The sequence below is a fragment of the Rhodococcus sp. NPDC057135 genome, assembly GCF_042670865.1.
GTDB lineage: Bacteria > Actinomycetota > Actinomycetes > Mycobacteriales > Mycobacteriaceae > Rhodococcus_F.
The window spans coordinates 60,834-83,728 of the sequence record NZ_JBHUUU010000020.1 but is presented as its reverse complement, the minus strand read 5'-3'; the positions used below and the strand labels follow the sequence as shown (position 1 = coordinate 83,728).

General features: G+C 58.0%; 17 protein-coding genes. 12 read left to right on the top strand and 5 right to left on the bottom strand.

Features of this window, described 5'->3' with window-relative positions; all coding sequences use genetic code 11:
• The first annotated feature begins 521 nt into the window (after window positions 1-521).
• Window positions 522-2,366, top strand: a complete 1,845-nt coding sequence (locus ACFT1A_RS28350; RefSeq protein ID WP_378449710.1) for an AAA family ATPase — start codon at window positions 522-524, stop codon at window positions 2,364-2,366.
• Window positions 2,367-2,368: 2 nt separating this feature from the next.
• Window positions 2,369-3,685, top strand: a complete 1,317-nt coding sequence (locus tag ACFT1A_RS28345; protein ID WP_378449709.1) for a hypothetical protein — start codon at window positions 2,369-2,371, stop codon at window positions 3,683-3,685.
• 191 nt (window positions 3,686-3,876) lie between these two features.
• Here ACFT1A_RS28345 and ACFT1A_RS28340 read toward each other — a convergent pair whose 3' ends face one another.
• Window positions 3,877-4,980: a helix-turn-helix domain-containing protein gene (locus ACFT1A_RS28340; protein ID WP_378449708.1), complete on the bottom strand. Its 1,104-nt coding sequence runs from the start codon at window positions 4,978-4,980 to the stop codon at window positions 3,877-3,879.
• Window positions 4,981-4,996: 16 nt separating this feature from the next.
• Entirely contained in the window at window positions 4,997-5,623 is a 627-nt protein-coding gene (locus tag ACFT1A_RS28335) for a hypothetical protein (protein WP_378449707.1), read from the bottom strand.
• A gap of 344 nt (window positions 5,624-5,967) precedes the next feature.
• Here ACFT1A_RS28335 and ACFT1A_RS28330 point away from each other — a divergent pair, with 344 nt between their 5' ends.
• On the top strand, window positions 5,968-7,929 hold the full coding sequence (locus ACFT1A_RS28330; protein ID WP_378449706.1) for an AAA family ATPase: 1,962 nt from the start codon (window positions 5,968-5,970) through the stop codon (window positions 7,927-7,929).
• Window positions 7,930-8,325: 396 nt separating this feature from the next.
• Here the strand turns inward: ACFT1A_RS28330 and ACFT1A_RS28325 are convergent, their stop codons facing one another.
• Window positions 8,326-8,655 (bottom strand): hypothetical protein, encoded by a 330-nt coding sequence (locus tag ACFT1A_RS28325; RefSeq protein WP_378449705.1) that lies wholly within the window; start codon window positions 8,653-8,655, stop codon window positions 8,326-8,328.
• Between the two features lie 339 nt (window positions 8,656-8,994).
• On the opposite strand from ACFT1A_RS28325, the gene ACFT1A_RS28320 reads away from it, so the two are divergent.
• From ACFT1A_RS28320 to ACFT1A_RS28310, 3 genes are read left to right on the top strand one after another with little or no spacing between them, the layout of a single operon-like run.
• On the top strand, window positions 8,995-9,969 hold the full coding sequence (locus ACFT1A_RS28320) for a CBASS cGAMP-activated phospholipase (protein WP_378449704.1): 975 nt from the start codon (window positions 8,995-8,997) through the stop codon (window positions 9,967-9,969).
• Entirely contained in the window at window positions 9,966-11,312 is a 1,347-nt protein-coding gene (locus tag ACFT1A_RS28315; protein ID WP_378449703.1) for a cyclic GMP-AMP synthase DncV-like nucleotidyltransferase, read from the top strand. The genes ACFT1A_RS28320 and ACFT1A_RS28315 overlap by 4 nt, the downstream gene beginning before the upstream one ends.
• Window positions 11,313-11,362: 50 nt before the next feature.
• Window positions 11,363-11,779: a hypothetical protein gene (locus ACFT1A_RS28310; protein WP_378449702.1), complete on the top strand. Its 417-nt coding sequence runs from the start codon at window positions 11,363-11,365 to the stop codon at window positions 11,777-11,779.
• A gap of 15 nt (window positions 11,780-11,794) precedes the next feature.
• Here the strand turns inward: ACFT1A_RS28310 and ACFT1A_RS28305 are convergent, their stop codons facing one another.
• Window positions 11,795-12,283 carry a hypothetical protein gene (locus tag ACFT1A_RS28305; protein ID WP_378449701.1) on the bottom strand — a complete coding sequence of 163 codons (489 nt, stop codon included), beginning with the start codon at window positions 12,281-12,283 and terminating at the stop codon, window positions 11,795-11,797.
• Window positions 12,284-12,377: 94 nt separating this feature from the next.
• On the opposite strand from ACFT1A_RS28305, the gene ACFT1A_RS28300 reads away from it, so the two are divergent.
• The 5 genes from ACFT1A_RS28300 to ACFT1A_RS28280 all read left to right on the top strand — a co-directional run bounded on the left by ACFT1A_RS28300 (window position 12,378) and on the right by ACFT1A_RS28280 (window position 19,972).
• Window positions 12,378-12,536 carry a hypothetical protein gene (locus ACFT1A_RS28300; RefSeq protein ID WP_378449700.1) on the top strand — a complete coding sequence of 53 codons (159 nt, stop codon included), beginning with the start codon at window positions 12,378-12,380 and terminating at the stop codon, window positions 12,534-12,536.
• Window positions 12,537-13,968: 1,432 nt separating this feature from the next.
• A complete protein-coding gene (locus ACFT1A_RS28295; protein ID WP_378449699.1) occupies window positions 13,969-18,657 on the top strand; it encodes a DUF5979 domain-containing protein in 4,689 nt (1,562 codons plus the stop codon).
• Between the two features lie 127 nt (window positions 18,658-18,784).
• Window positions 18,785-18,928, top strand: coding sequence for a hypothetical protein (locus tag ACFT1A_RS28290; RefSeq protein WP_181991962.1), 144 nt, complete (start codon window positions 18,785-18,787; stop codon window positions 18,926-18,928).
• Window positions 18,929-18,994: 66 nt separating this feature from the next.
• On the top strand, window positions 18,995-19,819 hold the full coding sequence (locus ACFT1A_RS28285; protein ID WP_378449698.1) for a class E sortase: 825 nt from the start codon (window positions 18,995-18,997) through the stop codon (window positions 19,817-19,819).
• Entirely contained in the window at window positions 19,820-19,972 is a 153-nt protein-coding gene (locus ACFT1A_RS28280) for a hypothetical protein (protein WP_378449697.1), read from the top strand.
• Window positions 19,973-20,171: 199 nt separating this feature from the next.
• On the opposite strand, the gene ACFT1A_RS28275 is transcribed toward ACFT1A_RS28280, so the two are convergent.
• Entirely contained in the window at window positions 20,172-20,441 is a 270-nt protein-coding gene (locus ACFT1A_RS28275; RefSeq protein ID WP_378449696.1) for a putative quinol monooxygenase, read from the bottom strand.
• Between the two features lie 225 nt (window positions 20,442-20,666).
• Between ACFT1A_RS28275 and ACFT1A_RS28270 the strand changes: the two genes are divergently transcribed.
• Complete coding sequence (locus tag ACFT1A_RS28270; RefSeq protein ID WP_378449695.1) at window positions 20,667-22,844, top strand: glutamine synthetase III; 2,178 nt, start codon at window positions 20,667-20,669, stop codon at window positions 22,842-22,844.
• The last annotated feature ends 51 nt before the right edge of the window (window positions 22,845-22,895 follow it).

Here is a 22,895-nt window from a genome sequence, read left to right as displayed (position 1 = left end):
GATCAGCCGGCCAATACAGCCCGCAGCACCACGCCAGTATCTACCTCGCCGCCACCCTCCACCGACGCTCAACCAGCTTTAATAGCATCTCTTGGTCGAGCTCGTAGATGTGTTTGATGATCTCGGTGGAGGGCAGGCGCGAACGAGCGGCGAGTTTGAACTTTCATCTTTCAACTCGGCACTCTTTGGCGCTGTCGGAAATCGCAGGAACAGGCCGAGCGGGATTGCCTCAGCGATGCTGACGGCGCAATCACGCTGATCGCTAGACACCATGCTCGCCGAGTTCTTTGACCAACTATCTCAGCGCATGCGCTGAGCGGCGAGCTCGTTGCGATCGCCTCAGGGTGGTGACCCTCGAGAGTGGGCAATGACAAGCGGTGTTCGCGGTGTGCGCGGAAGTGTCCGACGCTGCGATTGCGGAGGCCGCAGAATTTGCGGGGTCCTCCGGGGCAACTGCACGGTTCACGTGCGCAACCTCCGCCGGTAAACCTGAGTCGGTGTCCGGGATGAGAAGGTGTGTCGTGGCCATCTTCTCTGAAATCGATCGTCGACATATCGATAACCTGTGCGTGCGGTGGCGCGAGGGTTCCCTCTTAGGGGATGCCTCGTTGCTTCATCCGGACGAGTTCGCCTCCTGCTGGTCCGAACGTGAGCTCTCCGAGCTGAACCGGAAGTTTTGGGGGAACCTGTTCGAGGGTGACGCTGGTGGTGGGAGCTTCGAGAGCAAGTGGGAGCTGCAGCTCAAAGATGCCACGATCGAGGTTAGGCTGCTGGCGGCGGAGTGCTTGTTGGTTTACTACCTCATCACTGCGGGTGTCGGTCCAGCCCGGAAGCTGGCGATGATCAACAAGACAATTGGTGCTGATCATCCTGAGCTGCACGTCACGGCCGACAGTGCGGCATACGAAGCGCTGCATAGTTGGATCGCCAATCCCGGCTTGTACTTCAACACCCGTCAAGACCGCCATGTCGGCTACCTGATGGATCTCGCCCTGCGACTGAAAAGGCTGTCGCGCGAGGAGAGAGTTGCCCTGCTACATGAGAACCCATGGGGGTTCGTACAATTCGCTGAAGCCGTTGAGCGCCAAAGCGATTCGATGCGCCACATCGTGTGTCACCTGCTCTATCCCGAGTACTTTGAGCGTATTACGTCGAGTAACCACAAGAACCTTGTCCTCAAGGCTTTCGGTGACCTCGATTCCAGTGGTGCGGAGGCCAGTCAGGACGAACGTCTGTACTCGATCCGACAGACTTTGCACCAACGATTGCCGGAGTGGGACGAGCAGCGACGCGACTACTATCACGACGACCTAGAGCCGATCTGGCGTCCGATGACCACCACACGAGACGACAGTGGGTCGATGGACCCGGCTTTCGGTTTGGAGTTCAAGAAGCAGATTGTGTTCTACGGCCCGCCCGGCACTGGCAAGACCTACCGCGCGGGGCTGTTGGCGGAGAGCGTGATCCGTTCGGCTGCGCTGCAACGGTGGGGCGTCGGCGACTACTTCGACGACGTTGCCGCAGTGGACCGGGCGGTCGCTGACCATGTGACTCGCCTGCAGATGCATCCGTCCTACGGATATGCGGAGTTCATGGTCGGGTTGCGCCTGGATGCCGATGGTGGGACGAGCTATCGGCTCGGCGCGCTGCCACGGTTGGTTGAGCGGATGCGCGCCGAGCGTCGAGAGGCAGGGGGCCGCGCGCTCCCCCACGTGCTCATTCTTGACGAGATCAATCGCACCGATCTGAGCGCGATGTTCGGTGAGGCGTTCAGCGCGATGGAGCGCGACAAACGTGACGTCGAGCTGGAGTTGTTCGCTGAGGGAGACGACGGCGAGCCGCTTCGGTTCGCGATCCCGTCGGAGCTGTACATCATCGGGACGATGAACGAGATCGATCAGTCGGTCGAAGCCTTCGATTTCGCCCTGCGTCGTCGGTTCTTCTGGTTCGCCACACCGTACGACGAGGAGGACCTGGACGCGATCTGGCGCGCGCAGTGGGCCGAGCAGTCTGTGACAGTGGACTGGAATGACGCAAACCCCCAGCTGCAGGAGTTGGCGGGGTGCATCACCCGGCTCAATGCACGAATCACTGAGCTGCCCGACTTGGGGCCGGAGTACGCACTCGGTGCCTCCGTGTTCGGCGACCTGCCCTATTTCGTCGGGCACGAGTGGCGCTCCAAGCGTCAGGGCCGCCGCTCAGGCAAGTACCTGTGGGACGGCAACAGCAAGCCGCTCGCACCGCTACGTTCGCTGTGGGCGTTGTCGATCCAACCTGTCCTCGCGCAGTATCTCGCCGGCTCGGACCGGCGCGCCGAGCAGCTGACAGAGCTCGAAAAGCTCCTCATGACGAGGCCGACGAGCTGACCATGGCTGCCGCGAAGGGGCGTGCCTCAGGCCCTGAGACGACGACCGACGGGTTCGAGATTACGGATCTGACCTCAGAGGCCTACTGGGACCGACGCCCCACCGAAGACGAGCACCGATGGCTGGAGGCGATCGCGAAGCTCTCGCCCGAGCCGTACGTACTGAACGCGCAGCTCGAAGCTGACCACCAACCGGCGATCGAGCCGATCTTGACCCGCGACGTCGACGGTTGGAGAGCGAACCGCTACATCGGCGAAATCCGTCACCAGGGCAGGACTTTGGTGATCAAGCCGCGTTTGGACGTGGAGACGATCATGTCGTGGATCAGCACGATCCTCAACGTCCAAGTGCTGCCCCGGACCGCTGCCCGCTCGACCGACACCACGAGTGCAGTCACGCAGTTGCTCGCTGCGCTGTGGAGGGCCTCGGTGCTCACTGCGGGCCAGCACGCTCTGCCCCGGGCGGGCGAGAAGGTCAGTTCGCACGGCCTGGCAGTGCGCGGGCGTCTCGATGTCGCTGCGACTGCGCGCCGGCGGGCCACCGGACACCGCGAGCTCGTCTCCACCCGGGTAGTGCGCACCTACGACAACGCACCCGCCAGAGCTGTCGTGCTCGCCGATCGATACTTCGACCAGCGTCTGGTTGGAGCTAACTGGCGCGGAGCGCGTCTCGACGAACAACTGGCTGCGTTGCGAACAGCCACAGGGGCACGACCGCAGGTACCGACGTTGCACGAGATCCGGACCGCCAGGTACAGCCCGATAACGATCAAGTGGCGACGGGCGGCCGAACTGTCGTGGCGGATTCTCAACCGCGACCCGCTCGGTGTCGCAGCCGACAGCGAGTCGACGCACGGCATCCTCATCGATGTCGCCGAACTCTGGGAACTGTTCGTGCTGCACTGCGTTGGCCTCGCGACCGACCAGGTTGTGCGACACGGCACGACCACACGAACGGCCGGTCACTTGGCATACTCCGCTGTCGATCCGCACAAAACGAAGGGCCGGCTCTACCCCGACATCGTGGTCGGAGAGGATCCGATCATGGCCGTGATTGATGCCAAGTACAAGCGACTCGGCGGTAGGAGGGGAGTAGACCGCGAGGACCTCTACCAGCTGCATGCCTACTCCTCGACCTTCGACGCCCCGGTCGCGGCGCTGACCTACCCGGCGATCACCGACGCGATGCCGACGGACGAACACCTCAGTCCGTGGCAAACCAGCTCCGGCGGCCTGTCATTCCTCACATTGCCCACCGAAAAGACCGCCTGCGTAGCAAAACTGACCCGGTGGATCGGGCAGAGCCACCCGGAATTCTGACCCACAGCTGATGTGTAGGGAAATTTGCCGGTTAGCAGATGGAAACGGCTTTACGAAGGATGAGTAGTTTGAGTTGTGGTCGAAATCGTTGAGCCCGATGATTTACTCGAACGAGATGCTTGCTTGGAAGTTGTCGTCAATGATGTCAACCACAGTCCCGATCACTTTCATCGGCCAGTGACAATCACTCATCAGCTGTCTACGAGACGAAGCGCGGGTTTCGCGCCAGGCGTAGTTTGTGCATCTCCCTGTACCGAGATCGGAGCAAGGTTGAAGACTAAGTCATTTACGTCGTGAGGCTCGACGCCAAGATCTTCACACAGTTCTACGAAACCCCTTCGAGAACTGCGAATGTCTGCCATGACCTGTAGTAGCAGGCTTGAGCTTTCGCGCTCACGCATTCCATCAGGTTCTCCTGACCGGTAACCCATTCGCGAAAGGTTGACACACGTCGTGTGATAGAGCCAGTCGGTGAGTAGGCCCAGGTCGTGTAAACGATAGGCAGTCGCCATCGCTGAGACGTTCCAGCGTTTCTTGATTTTCAATATTTCAGGTACTGAGAGATTCGGGCGAACAACCGCCCGAACGTCACTCTCTGGCATAAGAAATGACGATGCGAAAGCGTCAGCTTCTCGTTCTGCAGCAACACCTGTCGCACACACTGGGCCACCGTGAAGGACAAGGTGTCCTAGCTCGTGCGCGGCATCGAAACGTCCTCGTTCCGGAGATTTATAAGGGCTCAACAGAATGTAGGGTTGCTGATCGCCTTCGCGGAACGAGAAAGCGTCGAAGGCGCCCTCTTTGCCTCGCACAGTAAATACGGCAACCCCATGTAGTTCGAGCAGGTGCACAATGTTACCGAGTGGTGCGACCCCTAGGCCCCACTTCGCTCGAACAACTTCGGCGGCGGAGGCTGCACCTGCAACTCCTAAGTATCGATCAAGTGTGGGGACATTGACTTGAGGGGTTCGATAGCGAGCCTCGATCCATTTCCTAAGCTCGATAGCATGACTCGAAATGGAGATGGCCATGTCTCGACTGCGCGCGGTCATCTTCGTTGGCGCACGAAAACTGACGGCGTCGACCGGAACCTCGTTCAGTGTTGGGCGGGAAAAGTAATCCGGTCGAACTCGGAGCGCACTCGCCAGGATTTTCACCGTATCGGTAGTGGGGGACTTCTTCCCATTCTCGTAATCTGAGATGCTCTTAGTGCTGATGCCGCTATCAACGCTCAACGCCGTGATGGTTACACCACGGCGCTTACGTGCAGCGACAAGCCGTGAGGAAACAAACATGCACCTCACCTTCCTGCTATTTGCGTGCGACCGAGAACTCGTAGCTCGCGGGTCCGTCATCGCCCTTCGGTTCGGGAATCCTAGATGGGGAGATGGTGGGCAACAAAATTCGACGCAACCATCCGCCGATCTGTTCACCTTCCATCTCGCTCGGTAAACTCAATTCCGCCTGTAGTCGGCCATTCGGATCGGCATGAGTCAGAAGGATCCATGTCTCACGTAAGCCGGAAAGGTCTGGATCGACTTCATCCGGGCGCATCAGCGCCAGCTCAGCGTTGCCCCGGACGGCCTCACGAATCGACCTCCCCTTGGGATTCTTCGTTTTCGGGACACCGTACGCAGTGCCGGTCAGTGAAGTACCGCTAGTGACGACAATCGAGTGCTCACCACTCGGATGCACCAAGGTTGGTTGATTGAGGGGATCGATACGCTTCCAGCCTTGAGGCACGAGTAGCTCAGACATCCTCCGAACGTGCCGAGACCAGCGTGCCATTTCGCCTGCACCATTGGCATCGTAGGTCGTATAAGTTGCCGCCTCGGCGTCGCCGAACAGCAGGACATCCCGCACAGTATCCAGACTCAAGCCAAGGCGCACGATCCACTCGTGTGCCCGGGGATCCGAGGATGCGTCGAGCATTTCCATAATCTGACTCCGTCCGTGACCGTGGGTTCATGATATCTTACCTAGATCTAGGTTGCAATTCATGAACTGGCGCGTGCCTCGCGCTGTCGCCAACCGTGCGCAGAGTGCAGGCAGAGGCTGGTGTCTCCCTTCGCGGGGGCACGCGCGGAAGCAAGAAGGCAGCGTGACTCCGCTTTGTGTGCCGGCAGGCGCAGGTTCGGGCAACCGGAGCGGTGCTCGACTTTCGGAGGGCACTGCAGCGCTTGGCCGGGTCTGGTCGGCAATCCAATTTGGGGAAAAGTAACTGTTAAGGCGTCACTCATCGATACAGTGTTGGCAAATATCATTTAAATAACGGCATCGCAATGCCCAAGCAGATTGGTTGGACAACAGATATGCGACTAGTTAGCGCATCAATCAATGGATTTGGCCGTCTGATTTCGGGAAAAATAAATCTCGACAGCAAAGTAGTTGCGATCGTTGGCCCAAACGAAGCCGGGAAGACGACCCTCCTCAGAGCACTCCAGTTCCTGAGGTCAGACTCAAGTCTCGCAATTCCAGACCGCTCCCGCGCTACCGAGATAGCGGATAGCGACGTTGTCGTCGCGGGATATTTCATACTAGATAATGAGGATAGAGAAGCAGTATTGTCCCTGAATTTGGATATTGAGAAACCACCTGAGCGTATGACGTATCAACGAAAAGCGTCAGGTGGAATTTCCAATGACATACAGCCACGCCCAACCAAGAATTATCAGCCACTCATTGAATCAATGAGGGCTATTTTCAAGTACCTTGAATCAGCAGAGGGAAAGGAGTACATATCCAGGAATTACGAAAGTCAGAGCGATGCACAGCCGCTAGGAAAGCGACTGCAATCAACTATTGCATCACTACATTCTGAGGGGACACTGAAGACATCAATAACAGACGAAGAGAAGATCGAGATTGCGAGCCTTATTGGAGATCTTCGCGAAGACGAGAATTTAGCGAACAATTCTACGCTCACCTCGCTTGAAAGCGTTCTAAACTGGCACCAGAGAGCAGATCCTTGGATGGCCGTACATAACTGCCTAAAGGAGAGAATGCCAGATATTGTTTTCTTTTCCGACGAAGACCGCGATCTTAGGTCGAGCTATGGTTTGGATGAGAATATAGCGGCGAACCCACCTATAGCCCTGCAAAGCGTTGCTTCACTTGGCGCTTTAGATCTAAATAAACTATGGTACATGATCGAAAGTGGCCAGCGAGGGCAAATTCAGACGCTGATTATGCAAGCCAATCAGAAACTGGAGGAGGTGTACGAGACGTCGTGGAATCAGTCAGACGTAACCATGTACTTCAACCTAGACGGAACATCCTTGGAAGTCATGGTTCGGGAGAGCGGGAGAGAAATAACAACATTTGATGAGCGCAGCGCAGGACTTCGCACTTTCGCTGCGCTGCGTGCATTCTTGGCGGCCCGAAAAATTGAGCGCCCACCCATACTGTTAGTCGATGAAGCCGAGACGCATCTCCACTACAACGCGCAAGCAGATCTGGTTGACTCATTTATGAGACAAAAGGATGCTGCGAAAATAGTCTATACAACGCATTCGCCAGCATGCCTCCCACCAGACTTGGGCGTTGGCGTACGAGCAGTACTGCCCCGACGCAATCAGCCTTCGGTAAGTGACATCAAAAACAACTTCTGGGCCGGCGCAGGATCGGCCGGATTCTCTCCCCTAATGCTAGCGATGGGCGCAAGCGCTGCGGCCTTCACACCTGCACGTTACGTAGTCCTAGCAGAAGGGGCCTCAGAAATGGTAGTTCTACCTTCATTGATTCGTGCAGCGACTGGTCGTGAATATCTCGAATATCAGGTAGCGCCAGGCCTCTCAGAAGTCGCGTTTGAGATTTATCCCGATCTTGACCTCGAAGGATCCCGGGTGGCGTTCGTTGTCGACGGCGACAAAGGAGGACAAGATTTGCGTAAGCGCCTTATCAAAGGTGGCATTGATGGCAGCCGAATTACCTCTCTCGGAGCGATAACTCTTGAAAATCTTATCGAACGAGATTTTTATAGGAATCAAATGAAAATCTTAATTGGCGAATGCAATATAGGATCCAACGTGCCTGATCTCCCCAATCTTTCGGACGACAGTCTTCCGTGGCCGACCGCTATTGATAAGTGGGCAATGCCGCTGGGACTTAAGGTACCCTCAAAGGTCGCAGTCGCAAGCGCTCTAGTTGAAGCGGAAAAAGCAATTCCCAGCCCTTCCGGTAAGAGTGCGCTTATTCAACTCGACAAAGAGATTTGCGTAGTTCTGAAAATTCCACGCCCCTAACACGAATTTCCTATCAAACCGTATCAAACCCTATCAAATTTCTTATAAAGAAATAATGGAATTCGATCTCGGTTAAACTGAGGCCCGCCATTTACCTCCTCCCCCTCCAGGTATAACCCAGAGGTCTGATGTAGCAGTCCGAACTTCTGGGGCGTCAATTTCAGCGGCTACTACGCCTCGGGTGAGTTTTTTTAGGAGGCAAGCGCCGACATTGGAGTGTGCAGCATCGATAAAGATCGCCGCAGCGACACCCCTCAAGAGCTACTCATCTCTCGCCGCCCACCGATTGAACTTCGGCGCGCGCAGCTGGACGCCCGACTTTTTGAGCGCCTTACCGACACTGCTCGCTGCCAGGTTGTACTTCCGCCCGAGCTCAACAGTCGACTTCCCTCGTTCTTAGTGCCAGGTCAGCTCCGCCAGCAGCTTCGCATCGATCGTCGCTCGTGGATGCAGCGGTATGCCGTGCTTGATTAGCAGTCCGGTCACCGTTTGGCGGTGAATGCCAAACAGCTTGGCAACCTCGAAGGCCGTCTTGCCCGAACGATAGACATCGATCATCTCGGCCAACTCAGCCTCACTCAGCCGACGCTGCGGCTGATACTCCGACTCCGGCACCTCTACCTGCGATTTTTCCCCCGACTGTGGTTCGATTCGGTCGCCCAACTCCTGGACAAGCGCCGCAACCGGGGTGTTTTTGTTCGAAACGGATTCACGTAGGAGCACCACGACTAGCACATACGTTCGAGAGAGCGGAAATTGACAGAGGTCAGCACAGCAACGTGCTGACCTCTTGGTTTCACCGGTACATGTCGGAGCCATACTGTACGGTCGGTTCTAGCGCACTGACCTCCGTTAACAAAGTTTGAAGTCACAGAAGGGTCCATGGCACTGGTACACGTTTTTGTTGATCTCACCACAAAAGAATGACTACTGATTGAGCGTACCAGTCATCCATACTTCGAAATTCAAAATTAGCACTCGTCTATTGCGAGTGCTAATGAAATGATTCATACTGATAAATAGCTAACATCAGAAATAATCGACATTTTAAGTAAAGGAACAAAAATGGCAGAGTACTCAAACCGGAAAATATTATCGATCGATGGCGGCGGAATCAAAGGTGTATTTCCCGCCGCATTTCTTGCGGAAATCGAGAAGACGCTCGGTAAACCTATCGTCGAACACTTCGACATGATCGTAGGAACCTCGACAGGTGGAATCATAGCGCTGGGATTAGGCATGGGTTTAAGCGCACAGGAGATTCTCAACTTCTACGAAGAGCATGGACCAGATATTTTTGGCGGAAATCGGAAGTGGAAAGTGCTTCGCCAGATCGGCGGAGCCAAGTACGATCCACTCCCGCTTAGAAAGGCATTGGTCGAAGTCTTCGGTGATCGACAACTCGGTGAAAGTAGAACACGACTCGTGGTGCCGTCCCTAAATCTTGAGACGGGCGAGGTGCACGTCTTCAAGACCGCCCATCATCAGAGATTCGTAAGAGACTACCGCGAAAAGGTCGTAGACGTAGCGATGGCCACTGCAGCGGCGCCAACCTACTTCCCCACACATCGACTCGACGCCGGAGTGCCGCTTATCGATGGCGGTATGTGGGCAAACAATCCGATGGGACCTGCGGCAGTCGAAGCGCTCGGCGTCCTCGGGTGGGATGCTGGGAAAATTAGTCTGCTCAGCGTCGGTTGCACAACTGCAGTAGCAAACAACACCGCAGATCGAACGAAAAAACTAGGAGTCAACTATTGGGCGTCACGACTGCTAAACGTCGTCATGTCCGGGCAGTCGTCATCATCCAACGGAACCGCGCAACTCCTCTTAGGACACGACAATGTTCATCGAATATCTCCAATCGTGGACGACAAACGTTTTAGCCTGGACGGCGTCAAGAACATTGAATCATTACGAGGCCTAGGATCAAGCGAAGCACGAAAAGCGTATCCCCTACTTGAGCAAACGTTCTTCATAGATAAGTCCGAACCATTCGTACCGTTGAAATCGCTCGATCATATAGAGGTATCCAAATGAAGCTAATAAAGCACTTTGACGCGTTTCTCGTCAACAAAGTAAACCTACGTGATACGCGAATAAATCAGCTGGATGCGCGAGTGAACGCCGTAACGAATTTCCTATCTACCGGCGAAGATGTCATCGCAGACAACTTCATATCTCTCATCCCCCAGGGATCGTACGCTCATCGCACGATCATCAACCCTGTCGGCCCATTTGACGAGTTTGACGCAGATGTTCTTCTGGAGCTCAAAGAAGTAGTCGATTGGGGAGCTGAAGACTACGTTCAACAACTTTATACAGTATTCCGTTCAAGTTCCACATATCGTGAAATGGTTAGCCGACACGCACGCTGTGTGAAGGTAGACTACTCGAACGAATTTCACATCGATGTAGTTCCTTATATTACGCGCCACGGTGAACACTATATTACAAACCGAGACGATAACATATTCGAAGTAACCAATCCTGAAGGGTTTAACCAGTGGCTTGAAGACCAAAATGAAATAACAAGCGGACGTCTCGTAAAGACAATACGCCTCATGAAGTACCTTCGCGATTATAAGAATACCTTCTCGGCGAAGTCAGTGATTCTCACTATCTTACTCGGCAACAGGGTAAATTCAGCCGCACTTCTTCAGGACCCTGACAGCTATAAGGACACTCCGACCGCCTTAAAGACGATAGTCGGCGAGCTGAATTCGTATCTTCAAGACAACGAGATCATGCCACCAATCGAGGACCCCGCCTGCCCAGGAGAGACATATAATCACCGATGGGAACAAGACCAATATGCAAACTTTCGAAAGCAGATCCAGCGCTACAACGACAAGATTAACGAGGCGTATGACCCGAATTTGAGTCGCGACGATAGCCTCGAAAAATGGCGCGATATTTTCGGTGATGATTTTGGAACCTACGGGGAAAATGCAGCCAAGGCAACAAATGCATCGCTCGGCGACGCACGAAACACTGAGCAGTTCATTGATACCCACTTAGGCATCCAGGTAGAATTGGATGCATCATACAAAGTAACCTTAAGTGCACGCCCAATCAACAAGACAGGTTTTGCGAACTATGAGCTGAGAAGGCGCGGCAATAGAATCATACCCGGAAGAACCATCTTGTTTAAGATAGAATCTTTCAACATTCCCGAACCGTTTGATGTCTATTGGAAGGTGCGTAATACGGGACGCGAAGCTATCGCGAATGACTGTATTCGAGGACAGATCAACAAGGACGACGGCAGTCGTAGCACTTCCGAACCAACGAAATACAGGGGAAAACACTTCGTTGAGCTCTTTGTCGTTAAAAACGGCAAGTGCGTAGCAAAGGCACATCAGACGGTGATCATCACTTAACCCGCAGCGCCTATAAGCGAAAGTAAAGCTCATGTAATTACTATAGATACATGGCTCGTCTTTCTCCCAAACTCTTCATCACCCAACATCACCAGCTGAAAGAACTCTGGAGTAGTCATCAAGATAGCTATAGATGGATGAGTCCCGCCGACCAGCAACTCATCCACGAATTCTACCGGCCATCAGAAAACCTCAGCGACGATGAGCTAAAACAGCATCGCCGCCACATCACCGTAACAAACAAGTCGCTCGCCAACAGGGCCGGCAAAGCCTACGCTCGTTTCATGCGAGGAGAAACATACGACGCACCATCGACGATTACATCCAGTGGAAGAATTGTCACCATCCGACCTGTTCTACGCCCACAACCGGATGCGCAATTACTAGCGAAGGCCCTGATTCAACTGGCAATGGAGGAAGCGAAAGCCGAGATCGACCAGCGCAGCACCGATGACAAAGCAGCGTAGCGGCGTCCTCAAGAGCTACTCATCTCTCGCCGCCCACCTATTGAACTTCGGCGAACGAAGCTGGACACCCGATTTCTTGAGCGCCTTACCGACACTGCTCGCTGCCAGATTGTACTTCCGCCCGAGCTCAACTGTGGATTTCCCTCGTTCGTAGTGCCAGGTCAGCTCCGCCAGCAGCTTCGCATCGATCGTCGCTCGCGGATGCAGCGGCACGCCGTGCTTAACCAGCAACCTGGTCACCGTTTGACGGTGAATGCCAAACAGCTTGGCAACCTCGAACGCCGCCTTGCCCGAACGATAGACATCGATCATTGCGGCCAACTCAGCCTCACTCAGTCGACGCTGCGGTTGATACTCCGACGCCGACACCGCTACCTGCAACTTTTCCATCGACGGCGGTTCGATTCGTTCGCCCAACTCCCGGACTAGCGCCGCAAACGGGGTGTTTTTGTTCGAAACGGATTCACGTAGGAGCACCACAAGATTTGCATCACGGATGGTCACACTGCGTCGATGATCGACCTCCACGCAGAGCGATCGCGATTCGGTCCAAAACGTAGGCCACAATTCGTGAGTCGCCCGCAGTAATCTGCGTCGCATGAAGAAGGCACTTCCGAGGACGCTGAAGTCACTCGCCCGGACCGTTGGAATCCTGGCACTCGCGATCGTCGTGGTATCCGTCGTCGAGCGGTTCACCGGCGCACATCAACCGACGCGCGGTCCCGCGTCGTTGACCGGACCCGACCAATCGTTGTAACGCATCCCTGCAACAAAGTTCGTCTCGTGACGTCCTGGGCTAAACACGACGAGCAGCGATGGGAACCTCGAAGTGCGCGGCGTTTTGTGCCGGCCGGTCTCTGGGCAACAGAGGTCGCGACGAGGGTTGGCGGCCCGGCATCGTCACGCCTTGCGCGCGGCCATGAATGTGACACCAACGGCGCCGCTACTGGCTTCATCGGTCATGCCCACCAGCCGGGCGTCGTATGACGTGACGTATCAATCGCGCCGATCACTGCGACCGATGTCGATCCCAACACCTGCGCACCAGCCGTCACTCATCTGACCCAGGCCGCCGAAAACGGTTGACGAGTAAGACTTTTCATCGAAGCCAAGATGCGCGAGGACGACCGCTTACGAGCAGCTGGCGGTTTGTTGTTTCGAAATGCCATGTCGGACCGTACGAGCATTATCGACGGTTAACTCACGTCGGCAATGAATCCTGCTGCGAAAGCGAAGCTAATGTGGCCCCTATCTCTGGATCCTTTCAGAGAATCCAGGTTTCATTGGGTCGCGGCTTAATTCACCCCACAATTCACCCTCCTCCTTTAAGTAGAAAACGGATTTGCATTTACACAGGGAGTGTGCGCACGGTTAATTCACTCCGCGATTCGTCGTTGCGACAACATATAAAGGGCAATGAACTGCATAAAGACACCTGCGGTGCCGCAGCGCAGCGTGGGCGCGGACGCTTGCGGCTTGTTGCCCAGGATCACAAAAAGCTCGCAATTGGGGGCTGAGATCGAATTGTGATGAACAAGCCAGTTAACTTGGGATAAACTCACAAATTCCGCATATAGCCAGTTAAACGGAGTTTTTCGAGCATGAACGAACGTCCAGGGTGGATCCAGCTATGCGATTTGCTCATGTTAGATTCCTGATTGCCGCCGTCCGGTTTGCACCTTCTGCGTTGTTTGCGCGGCTTTTCCATCTTCGCGCGAGCTGTCCCGGGCAACTTTCTACGTTTTGTCAGAGAAAGGAATTACATGAAAACCATCACGGCCGCGTTGCACGCAGTACGAAGACTTCTTTCTGGGTCCATCGCACTGATGCTATTGCTATCCATGATGGTGCTCATGCCCGGATTGCAACGAATCGTGCAGGCAAAACCCACAGCGGAGTTCTATCGGTCCTCGTAGAGCGCCGCGTTTGGTAATACCGGCGGTCGAGTTTTGTAGGAATTTCCCGGCCCTACCCAGAGCGGGCCGTCGGTCTGCGCTGCCGACTACGACTTCGTGGCGCTATCCGGGCGCAATTGCCAGTTGTTCGGGTCCGCAATGGTCACCCGTGAATCACCAGCGCTCGTCTCGCGGCCCCACGAGTGCGACAGAGCCGCTCCAAGGTCCCGTTCGCCATTCGGCGGCCCCCGAAGCGGGGCATAAATCATGTGTTTTGAACGAAAGGTGTTCGTCATGCGTAACCGTGTCTTCCCACGTCGTGCCGGGGAGGGGGTGGTGTCTCGGCGGGCGGCGTTGGGGATGATTCTTGCGGTCATGGCCCTGGTCATATCTTCGTTCTCGTTCGCCCCGGTTGCCTTGGCAGATGAAACCGGGACCTCCACCACCACTGTTCCGACCACTGTTCTGACCACGACGAAGCCGCCGGCGACCACGACCGAGGTGCCGCCGGCGATCAAAACGACTGCGCCGCCTACGCCGACGTCGGAGCCCCCCACGTCTGAGAAGACCCCGATCACGGCGACGGCGCCCTCCTCGACGACCCCAGTGGCGGCGCAGCGACTGGCCGCGCGCGGAGTCAATCCCGGCATCGATGTGAAAATCACCGACGTCCAGGTCGAAGGAAAGAACGACCAGCAAATCACGGTCGGGGACTCCGTCACTGTGCGGGGCACCTGGGACGCGTCAAGCGCGAGTCCTGCGCCGGGCGACCAGTTCACCATTGGATTCCCTGGCGAACTGAAGCTTCAGAGCAACCCCAAGATCGACCTTGTAGGTGATGACGGGACGGTTTGGGGCACATGCGATCTGGCTGCTTCCACCAATCTCATGACTTGCGTGCTCTCCGACGCCGTGGCAGATCGCCCGGACGAGGTGAAGGGCGATTTCTTCGTGTACACCAAGGCGGTCGCGTACACCACGGAAGAGACAGTTGATTTCACGATCAACGGCAGTTTCGACGTGACGCACGAGCTACCCGGCGGTGGCGGCATCAGCGACGGCAGCGTGATCAGCGCTGCCAAGAAGTCCGGCCAACTACAGGGCAACAAGCAGTCTGTACGTTGGACCATCGACATTCCCGGTGCTGATCTGGCCGCACTGGACGCGGGCGGCACCGGTTCGGTGACCCTGAGCGACGCACTCTCAGAGAACATGAAGCTGTGTACGGGCAGCCTGCTCAACGCGAAGCTGTTGTCCGGTCGCCCGAACGATCTCAAGCCGGTCGCAGGCGGCGTCACCGTCACCCAGAGTGCCGCTGGTGATCCAGTCAGCATCGCGCTCGACAACGGCGGCCCCTTCGAAAGAAACAAGCTCTACCGCATCGAGTACACCTCGTGCACAACCAGCGGCGAGGTGGACAACACGGGAACCGTCTACGACAACGCCGTGACCATCGGCGGGAACACCGTAGGCGCGGAAGGCGTCGGCCAGGATTGGTCGCCACAGACCGGGCCGTCGAAGTCCGGCGGTTGGGCCGGGGGCACCCGGTACAGCGAGATCGACTGGAGCATCACGCTTCCGGGCACTTTCATCGCGGGCCTCCCCGACCAGAAAGTCGTCATCGAAGAGACTCTTGGCGCCAATCACGAGGTCTGCGAGGGTGGCCTCGCCCCGACCGTCTGGCGCGCGAATCGTCTACCCGGGCTGAACGGTGAAACAACCAACCACGTCAACGTCACCTCCGAGTTCGACATCGACGCTTCCGGCGCCACGGCGAGTGCCCAATCCTTCAGCATGACCATCACGCCGAAGGAAAAGATCAAGCAAGACTCGACGCAGTACTACTACGTGAAGTTCCGGTCCTGTGTGATCGAGAAGGAGGTGCCGGACTCCTCTGATGTGTTCACCAATACGGCGGTCGTCAACGGCATCTCCAAAGACGCTTCGGTGACGGGGCCCAAGTTCGAGGGCGGCAAGACCGGCACGCTCAACACCGAACCGAAGGACGTCGCAGGCGAGAAGCAGCCTGCCGGCACGACCATCGACTGGAAGGTGCAGGTCTCCGGGCACACCCTCGAGGGTCTCGACGCACCGGCGGTCATCACCGACACGTTCTCCGACAGCTTGGCGGTGTGTGATGTCAGCGGCGAACTGAAGAATGACCTCAATTTCAAGGTCACCGCGCGCGACTTCCTCGCAAAAGAGGGCGGGACGGACATCACCGCGGGCACCACGGTCACACGCAGCGGCGACAACGGGATTGCCATCACCCTCCCGAAGGACGCGGGCGACTACAACCGTGAGACACGCTATTACGTCGAATACACCCTCTGCACCAGCAGCGGTGGGCTGGATCAGCGCGGCACGGTTTACGGGAACTCGGTCTTCTACAACGGCAAGACTCAGTCGACGCAGAGTGTCAAGCAGGAATGGGGCGGCGGCGGTACCGGCCAAGGAGTGTCGCGGGGCTCGTTCTCGCTGCTGAAGGAGATCGCTCCTTTCTCCGAGAAATTCCCGGAGGACACCGAGTTCACTGTGAAAGTCGAGGAGTTCGCCCCCGGGCAAAATCCAGCGACCGACGCCCCGGCCAGTTCGTACGAGATCAAGGTGAAGGCTGACGGAACACCGGTCAGCGGAATCAACCCCCGCGGCACCGGCTGGCAGATCCGCCTGTCCGAGATCAACCTCCCCACCGTTGACGGCGTGTACTTCGAGCGAGGAACGTTCCGACCGTCAGAGGGCGTGACGCTCAACGGGGACCGCACCGAGGCACTGGTGACCATCACGCCGAAGAGCAATGTCGGTGTCACACTGCTCAACAAAGCGAGCCTGGGATCGGCGAGGGTCACCAAGTCCGTCATCGGTGACGGAGCGCGCACGGGACTCGAGGCTTTCGTCGTCAACGCAGAGATCGCCTTCGGTGACGACGCCGTCGGCAACGAGTTGCGCCAATTCACCCTGAAGGACGGTCAGCACTACGACCTGGGCAAATTGCCCATCGGAGCGAAAGTCACCTTCACCGAGGTCCAGCCGATGAACACCGACTTCGTAACCTGGTCGGAGCCGGTGATCAACCCGAAAATGCTCACCATCGGCACCGATGCGTCGGCGAACACGGTCTCCGTCACCAACGAGGCCACGATCACGCAAGGCACCTTCGAAGTGAGCAAGAAACTCACGGGCCCGAAGGCGTTCGACAAGGCCGTACCGGCCAGCTTCGACGTGATTGCCACCTGGCTCGACACGGACGACAACCCGCAGAGCAAGACACTGTCTCTTCCGTCCGACGGCACCGCGGTTCAGTTCGGCGAGAACCTGCCGGGCGGCACCGAAGTCACACTGACAGAGCTGGTTCCGGCAAACGGTGACGGTCTCGCCTATGGCGTGCCCGCATACTCCGGGAATGTCAGGATCAGTCCGGACAACGCGGCCGTGGTGACAATCGGCAAGGATCTGCGCAAGATCGAGGTGTCGAACTTCGTCGACGTCAACGACGGCACTCTGCGCATCGCAAAGCAGGTCGGCGGTGAGGCCGCCGAGGCCGTCGGCGACGACGTGGAGTTCACGGTCGAGGCGCGTTGGCGCGACGGGGTGGAGTACCGCACCCAGGTGCTGAGCGTCAAGCAGGGACAGACCACACCGCTCGGCGTCGACCTCCCCGTCGGCACCGAGGTGACCTTCACCGAGACCGGCCGTCCCGATGTCGACGGAGTCGAGTGGGGCACGAGCTCCTGGGGCACCAGCCCGGAAGGCGAATCGTGGCTGCACTCGAACCTCGACGGAACCGCGACGGGCATAGTCTCCGACGACCCGACCGACGGTCGGCTGATCACGCTGTCGAACGAGGCGCTGTGGAAATTCGGCTCGGTCGAATTCACGAAGTTCATCCTCGACGCTGACGGCAACCCCGTCCGCGCACCCGAGGCCGACCTGCCTGACAGCGCGACGTTCGAGGTCCGTATCGACGGAATCGATCCGGCGCTCCCCGCTGGAACTGATTTCCCGGCAGTGGGCCAGACCATCACCCTCGATGCCGGAAACGACTGGAGCTGGACGTCCGACGAGGTTGTGCCGCGGAACACCGTGATCACCTTCTCCGAGGTCGACCCCAAGCCACTGGCCGGTTTCGACTGGGCGCGGCCGTACTACTACGTCTCCGCGGATGCCGGTGACGCCGATTACCGCGACACCGTCAAGGCGGTGGCCGGTGAGAAGGCTGTGGTGGAGATCCACAACCGCCCGATCCCGACCACCGAGGTGGATATCGACAAGATCGTGACCGGCCCCAAGGGCAGCCAGGTGGCCAAGGACGGATCCACGATCTTCCAGGTCACGGCTACGTGGACGGACATCGACAATGAGGCGCGGTCTTGTGTTCTCGATGTCAAGCCGGGCGCTTCGGTCACTCCGACCGCCCAGTGCGACGCAGCCGTCATCGACGGCCGGGTCCAGCTCCCGCTGAACACCGACATCACTTTCACAGAAACCGGTGCTCACACCGACGTCACCAACGTCAAGTGGGGTGAAGTGATCTGGGACGTCAAGGAAGGCAAGGCGGACGTCTCGAAGATCGACGGCGAACCGACCGCAACTTCCGTCAAGCTCACCGGCGAAGCAAACAAGTCGGTGGTGCTGGGACTCGAGAACAAAACCAGCAGCAATGGGCTCATCATCATCCCGATCCCGATCCCGCTGCCGCCGTGGGAAATCCCGACATGGCCGGGCTCTGAAGTACCCGGAGGACCAGGCACTGACGTGTCGACTCCCGGCAACAACGCTCCCGGCAATAACGGTGGTGGACACAACGGTGCTCCGGGCACACCTGCTCCGGGAAATCCTGCTCAGGCCAAACCGGACCAGTCATCGTCCCTGCCGGTAACCGGCGCGAACGTCATCTGGCTCGCCGGTCTGGCGCTGGCACTGATCGGCGGTGGAGCATGGCTCACCCTGCGTAACCGCAAGCGTGCACCCGGCCAGGAGTAACTCCCAACCAGGAATACCGAAACAGGGCGGGTGCGACATACGCCTGGTCGCACCCGCCCTGTTTCACCGTCACGACGTATTTATCTCGCGGCCGCCCCCGTGGCCCACCCCTCGAAGGAGAAACACCATGTCATTCCTCCCGTTCCCGATCGTCATCGAAGGCATCGAGACCACTGGTTCTGCCGCGATCGACGGCCTCGGTCGCCTGTCCGTACTCCTTTACGATCTCCTCGGCGGTACCGGAAGCGCCACGATCAGCGCGGGCAGCTAGTTCGATACGGCACCAATTCGACACATCAGCTAGCTCGATAGATCTGTGAAGAGGAGACCCCGGTCCGTGAGCGATACCGAAGTTTCAGGGCGTCGGCGGCCGGGCGCAGGCCAGGTAATCGGCGAACTGCTCCTCACGGCCGGGGTCGTCATCCTGCTGTTCGTCATCTATGAGGCGTTCTGGACCAATATCGTCTCGGGGCGGCTGCAGGACGAGCTCAACAACAGCCTGGAGGAATCCTGGGCCGAAGTCCCCGAAGTCCCCGAAGCCCCAGTAGCGATCGGTGATCAGCCGGTGTCCCCGCTGATCCCTGCGCTCGGCGAGGGATTCGCGCGCGTGCATTTCCCCACACTCGGCGCCGCGTACGCAATCGTCGAGGGCACACGCAACGAGGACCTGCGGGCCGGCCCCGGCCACTACCCGGAGACACAGATGCCCGGCCAAGCCGGAAACTTCGCACTCGCCGGGCACCGCAACGGTTCCGGCGCAGTCTTCCAGCACCTGGATCGACTCGATGCTTGCGATGCCGTCGTCGTGGAGACAGAGTTCCAATGGATGACGTATCGGTTACTCCCACTCGACCAGGCCTCGCCCGAACGTCGCGCTGCAGCGCAAGCCTGCTTGAGTCCCGAGCAAGCAGATCGTGTGTCCGACGGCGACTACGCCCATCTCCTCGGACGGCGCATCACCGTGCCCGGGGATATCGAGGTCGTCAACCCTCTGCCCGGCAACCCTTGGGCCGAGCCTGACGCCGAACTGGAAAGTGTGTTGACACTGACCACGTGCCATCCGCTGTATTCGAACGCCGAACGCATGATCGTCCATGCTGTTCTCGTCGAAACAATCCCGAAGATCTCGGGGAACAACCCCGCGGCATTGCAGGAGCAATAAATGTACGGCTACCTCTGGGGCGCGCTTCCCGGCCCCCGACCAGTGAAGGTCCTGATCGTTCTCGTCCTCGTTGTCGCGGTCGTGCTACTACTCATGGAAATCGTATTTCCCTGGGTTTCCGAGCACATGCCTTACGCCGACGTCACCGTGTAGACCACCAGTGCAGGCCGGCCGTCGCCGGCACAAGGCCTTCCGGGAGCCCCACAGGACTCTGTCCTACGTCGAGATCGACGGACCTACGAACATTTTGGCGTGGCGATGCGACGCCATTTCCAGGTGTCGGATCGTGTCGTCGAGCGGACGCGCAGGGCAGTTGAGGAATGTTGGTTGACGCCTGGTGAGCGCCTAGCCGCTACAGAACCTTCGTGAAGATCTGCGCCGGCGCTGCCGTCTCGAGCTTGTCGAGCGCCGCGACCAACCTGACGAAGTGCTCGGTATGGGTGTGGGCGTCGAGGTGCTCTTGCGATTCCCACTCCTCTGCAAGGACTAGTTCACACGGATTGTCGGTGCGCTGCAATAACTCGTAGTTGATGCAGCCGAGCTCTTTTCGGGTCTCGGTGACAAGTTCGTCGTACAACCGAAGCACTTCCGCGAGATCGCCCTGCTCCACCGTGGTTGGCACCAAAACCCTGATCACAAAGACTCTCCGATTCGTCTGACCCGCGTTGACCCCTCCGCTCGAAGTCTGCCGTAGACCTCCGACAAATCGACATTTCCGTTGTGACTCGAAGTTTGCGGACAGGCGCAATATCTACGAAACACCCCCGATACCGGAGGTTCGTAGGGTTTGCCGAAGTCGGGCTCGCAATCAGCAGCGCAGCCCTGGGCCCGGGCGAGGGGTAAGCACATGAGTGGAAATGCAGTTCGCTTGCAAGCGATCAAGGACGTCGAGGCCTACACACCTCCGGTGGTCAGTTTCACGACCGAGGAAACGCCCGGTGAAGTGTTCGGAGCCAACGTCTTCAACAAGGTGGTCATGCAGAAGCGACTGCCCAAGCTCGTCTACAAGTCGGTAATGGCGACGATCGAACAAGGTAAGCCGCTCGATCCCATGGTCGCCGACGCAGTCGCGTCCGCGATGAAGGACTGGGCACTGGAGAAGGGCGCGACCCACTACGCCCACGTCTTCTATCCTCTGACGGGTTTGACGGCCGAGAAGCACGACAGCTTCCTCGAACCGGTCGGTGACGGCAGCGCGTTGGCGGAGTTCGCCGGCAAGACCTTGATCCAAGGTGAACCAGACGCTTCGAGTTTCCCGAACGGCGGACTGCGCAACACGTTCGAGGCTCGCGGATACACCGGTTGGGATGTCACCAGCCCGGCCTACGTTCTCGAAAACCCTAACGGCAACACACTGTGTATCCCGACCGTGTTCGTCTCGATGACCGGCGAGGCTCTCGACCACAAGACTCCCCTGCTGCGTTCGCAGCAGGCAATGGGCTACCACGCCGAACGAATCCTGAAGTTGTTCGGCCACACCGATCCCGAGCACGTCGTGTCGTTCTGCGGACCCGAGCAGGAGTACTTCCTGATCGATCGCCACTTCTTCCTCGCCCGCCCTGACCTCCTCAACGCCGGCCGAACACTCTTCGGCGCAAAGCCGCCCAAGGGCCAGGAGTTCGACGACCACTACTTCGGGGCGATTCCGGAACGTGTGCTCGGATTCATGATGGACACCGAGCGTGAACTGTTCAAACTTGGTATACCTGCCAAGACGCGGCACAACGAGGTTGCGCCCGGCCAGTTCGAGATCGCCCCGATGTTCGAGCGCGGGAACATTGCCGCCGACCACCAGCAGTTGCTGATGACCACCTTCAAAACCATCGCCAAGAAGCACGGCATGGAGTGCCTCTTCCACGAGAAGCCGTTCGAAGGTGTCAACGGCTCCGGCAAGCACGTGAACTTCTCGCTGGGCAACTCCGAACTCGGCAGTTTGCTTGTCCCTGGCGACAATCCGCATGACAATGCCCAGTTCCTGGTCTTCTGCGCCGCTGTCATCCGGGCCGTCCACAAGTACGCGGGACTCCTCCGCGCTTCGGTCGCATCGGCCACCAACGATCACCGTCTCGGCGCCAACGAGGCTCCCCCGGCGATCATCTCGATCTTCCTCGGCGATCAGCTTGCCGACGTCTTCGAGCAGATTGCCAAGGGTGCGGCGACGTCGTCGAAGGACAAGGGCACCATGATGATCGGCGCCGACACCCTTCCTGTCCTGCCGACCGACCCGGGCGACCGCAACCGCACCAGCCCATTTGCCTTCACCGGCAACCGTTTCGAGTTCCGCGCGCCGGGATCGATGCAAACAGTCAACGGTCCGATGGTCACCATCAACACGATCATGGCCGAGGCTCTCGACTACATGGCCACCGAACTGGAGGCGGCAGTCGCCGACGGCGCCGATTTCGACACCGCCGTCCAGAATTTGCTCACCGAAATCATCACCAACCACGGTGCGGTTGTCTTCAACGGCGACGGCTACTCCGAGAACTGGCAGATCGAGGCCGAGTCTCGCGGCCTGCCGAATCTTCGCACGACGCTGGACGCTCTGCCCGAACTGATCACCGAGTCCTCGATGGAACTCTTCGAGAAGTACAAGGTTTTCAACCACCGAGAGATGCACAGTCGCTACGAGGTCGGACTCGAACAGTACGCACTGAGCATCGGCGTCGAGGCACGCCTGGCCGCCGAAATCGGTACGACGCTTATCCTTCCGGCGGCAGTGCGCCACCAGACGGAAGTTGCTCAAAACTTCGTCGCGCTGAAGTCCGCCGGCCTCGAACCGGATTCTGCTCCACTCGAAGAAGTGTCGGCGCCCGTTGCGGCCCTGCGAACTGCGCTCGCTGCCCTGCGCGCCGCCATCGACGCCGACGCCGGCGAGTCACCATTCGACCAGGCCAAGCACGCACAGGACTCACTCCTGCCCGCAATGGCCGAGGTTCGCGTCGCTGCCGACTTCCTCGAAACCATCGTCGCCGACGATCACTGGCCACTCCCGACGTATCAGGAAATGCTCTTCATTCTCTGAGCATCACCCGAATATCAGTGCCCACAGAACTATGGCCTGCAACTCGATCGA

Bases quoted from the DNA above. Each gene is read 5' to 3' on its own strand.
- ACFT1A_RS28345 (WP_378449709.1), top strand. From the start codon at position 2,369: ATGGCTGCCGCGAAGGGGCGTGCCTCAGGCCCTGAGACGACGACCGAC.
- ACFT1A_RS28340 (WP_378449708.1), bottom strand. From the start codon at position 4,980: ATGTTTGTTTCCTCACGGCTTGTCGCTGCACGTAAGCGCCGTGGTGTA.
- ACFT1A_RS28335 (WP_378449707.1), bottom strand. From the start codon at position 5,623: ATGGAAATGCTCGACGCATCCTCGGATCCCCGGGCACACGAGTGGATC.
- ACFT1A_RS28330 (WP_378449706.1), top strand. From the start codon at position 5,968: ATGCCCAAGCAGATTGGTTGGACAACAGATATGCGACTAGTTAGCGCA.
- ACFT1A_RS28320 (WP_378449704.1), top strand. From the start codon at position 8,995: ATGGCAGAGTACTCAAACCGGAAAATATTATCGATCGATGGCGGCGGA.
- ACFT1A_RS28315 (WP_378449703.1), top strand. From the start codon at position 9,966: ATGAAGCTAATAAAGCACTTTGACGCGTTTCTCGTCAACAAAGTAAAC.
- ACFT1A_RS28310 (WP_378449702.1), top strand. From the start codon at position 11,363: ATGGCTCGTCTTTCTCCCAAACTCTTCATCACCCAACATCACCAGCTG.
- ACFT1A_RS28300 (WP_378449700.1), top strand. From the start codon at position 12,378: ATGAAGAAGGCACTTCCGAGGACGCTGAAGTCACTCGCCCGGACCGTT.
- ACFT1A_RS28295 (WP_378449699.1), top strand. From the start codon at position 13,969: ATGCGTAACCGTGTCTTCCCACGTCGTGCCGGGGAGGGGGTGGTGTCT.
- ACFT1A_RS28290 (WP_181991962.1), top strand. From the start codon at position 18,785: ATGTCATTCCTCCCGTTCCCGATCGTCATCGAAGGCATCGAGACCACT.
- ACFT1A_RS28280 (WP_378449697.1), top strand. From the start codon at position 19,820: ATGTACGGCTACCTCTGGGGCGCGCTTCCCGGCCCCCGACCAGTGAAG.
- ACFT1A_RS28270 (WP_378449695.1), top strand. From the start codon at position 20,667: ATGAGTGGAAATGCAGTTCGCTTGCAAGCGATCAAGGACGTCGAGGCC.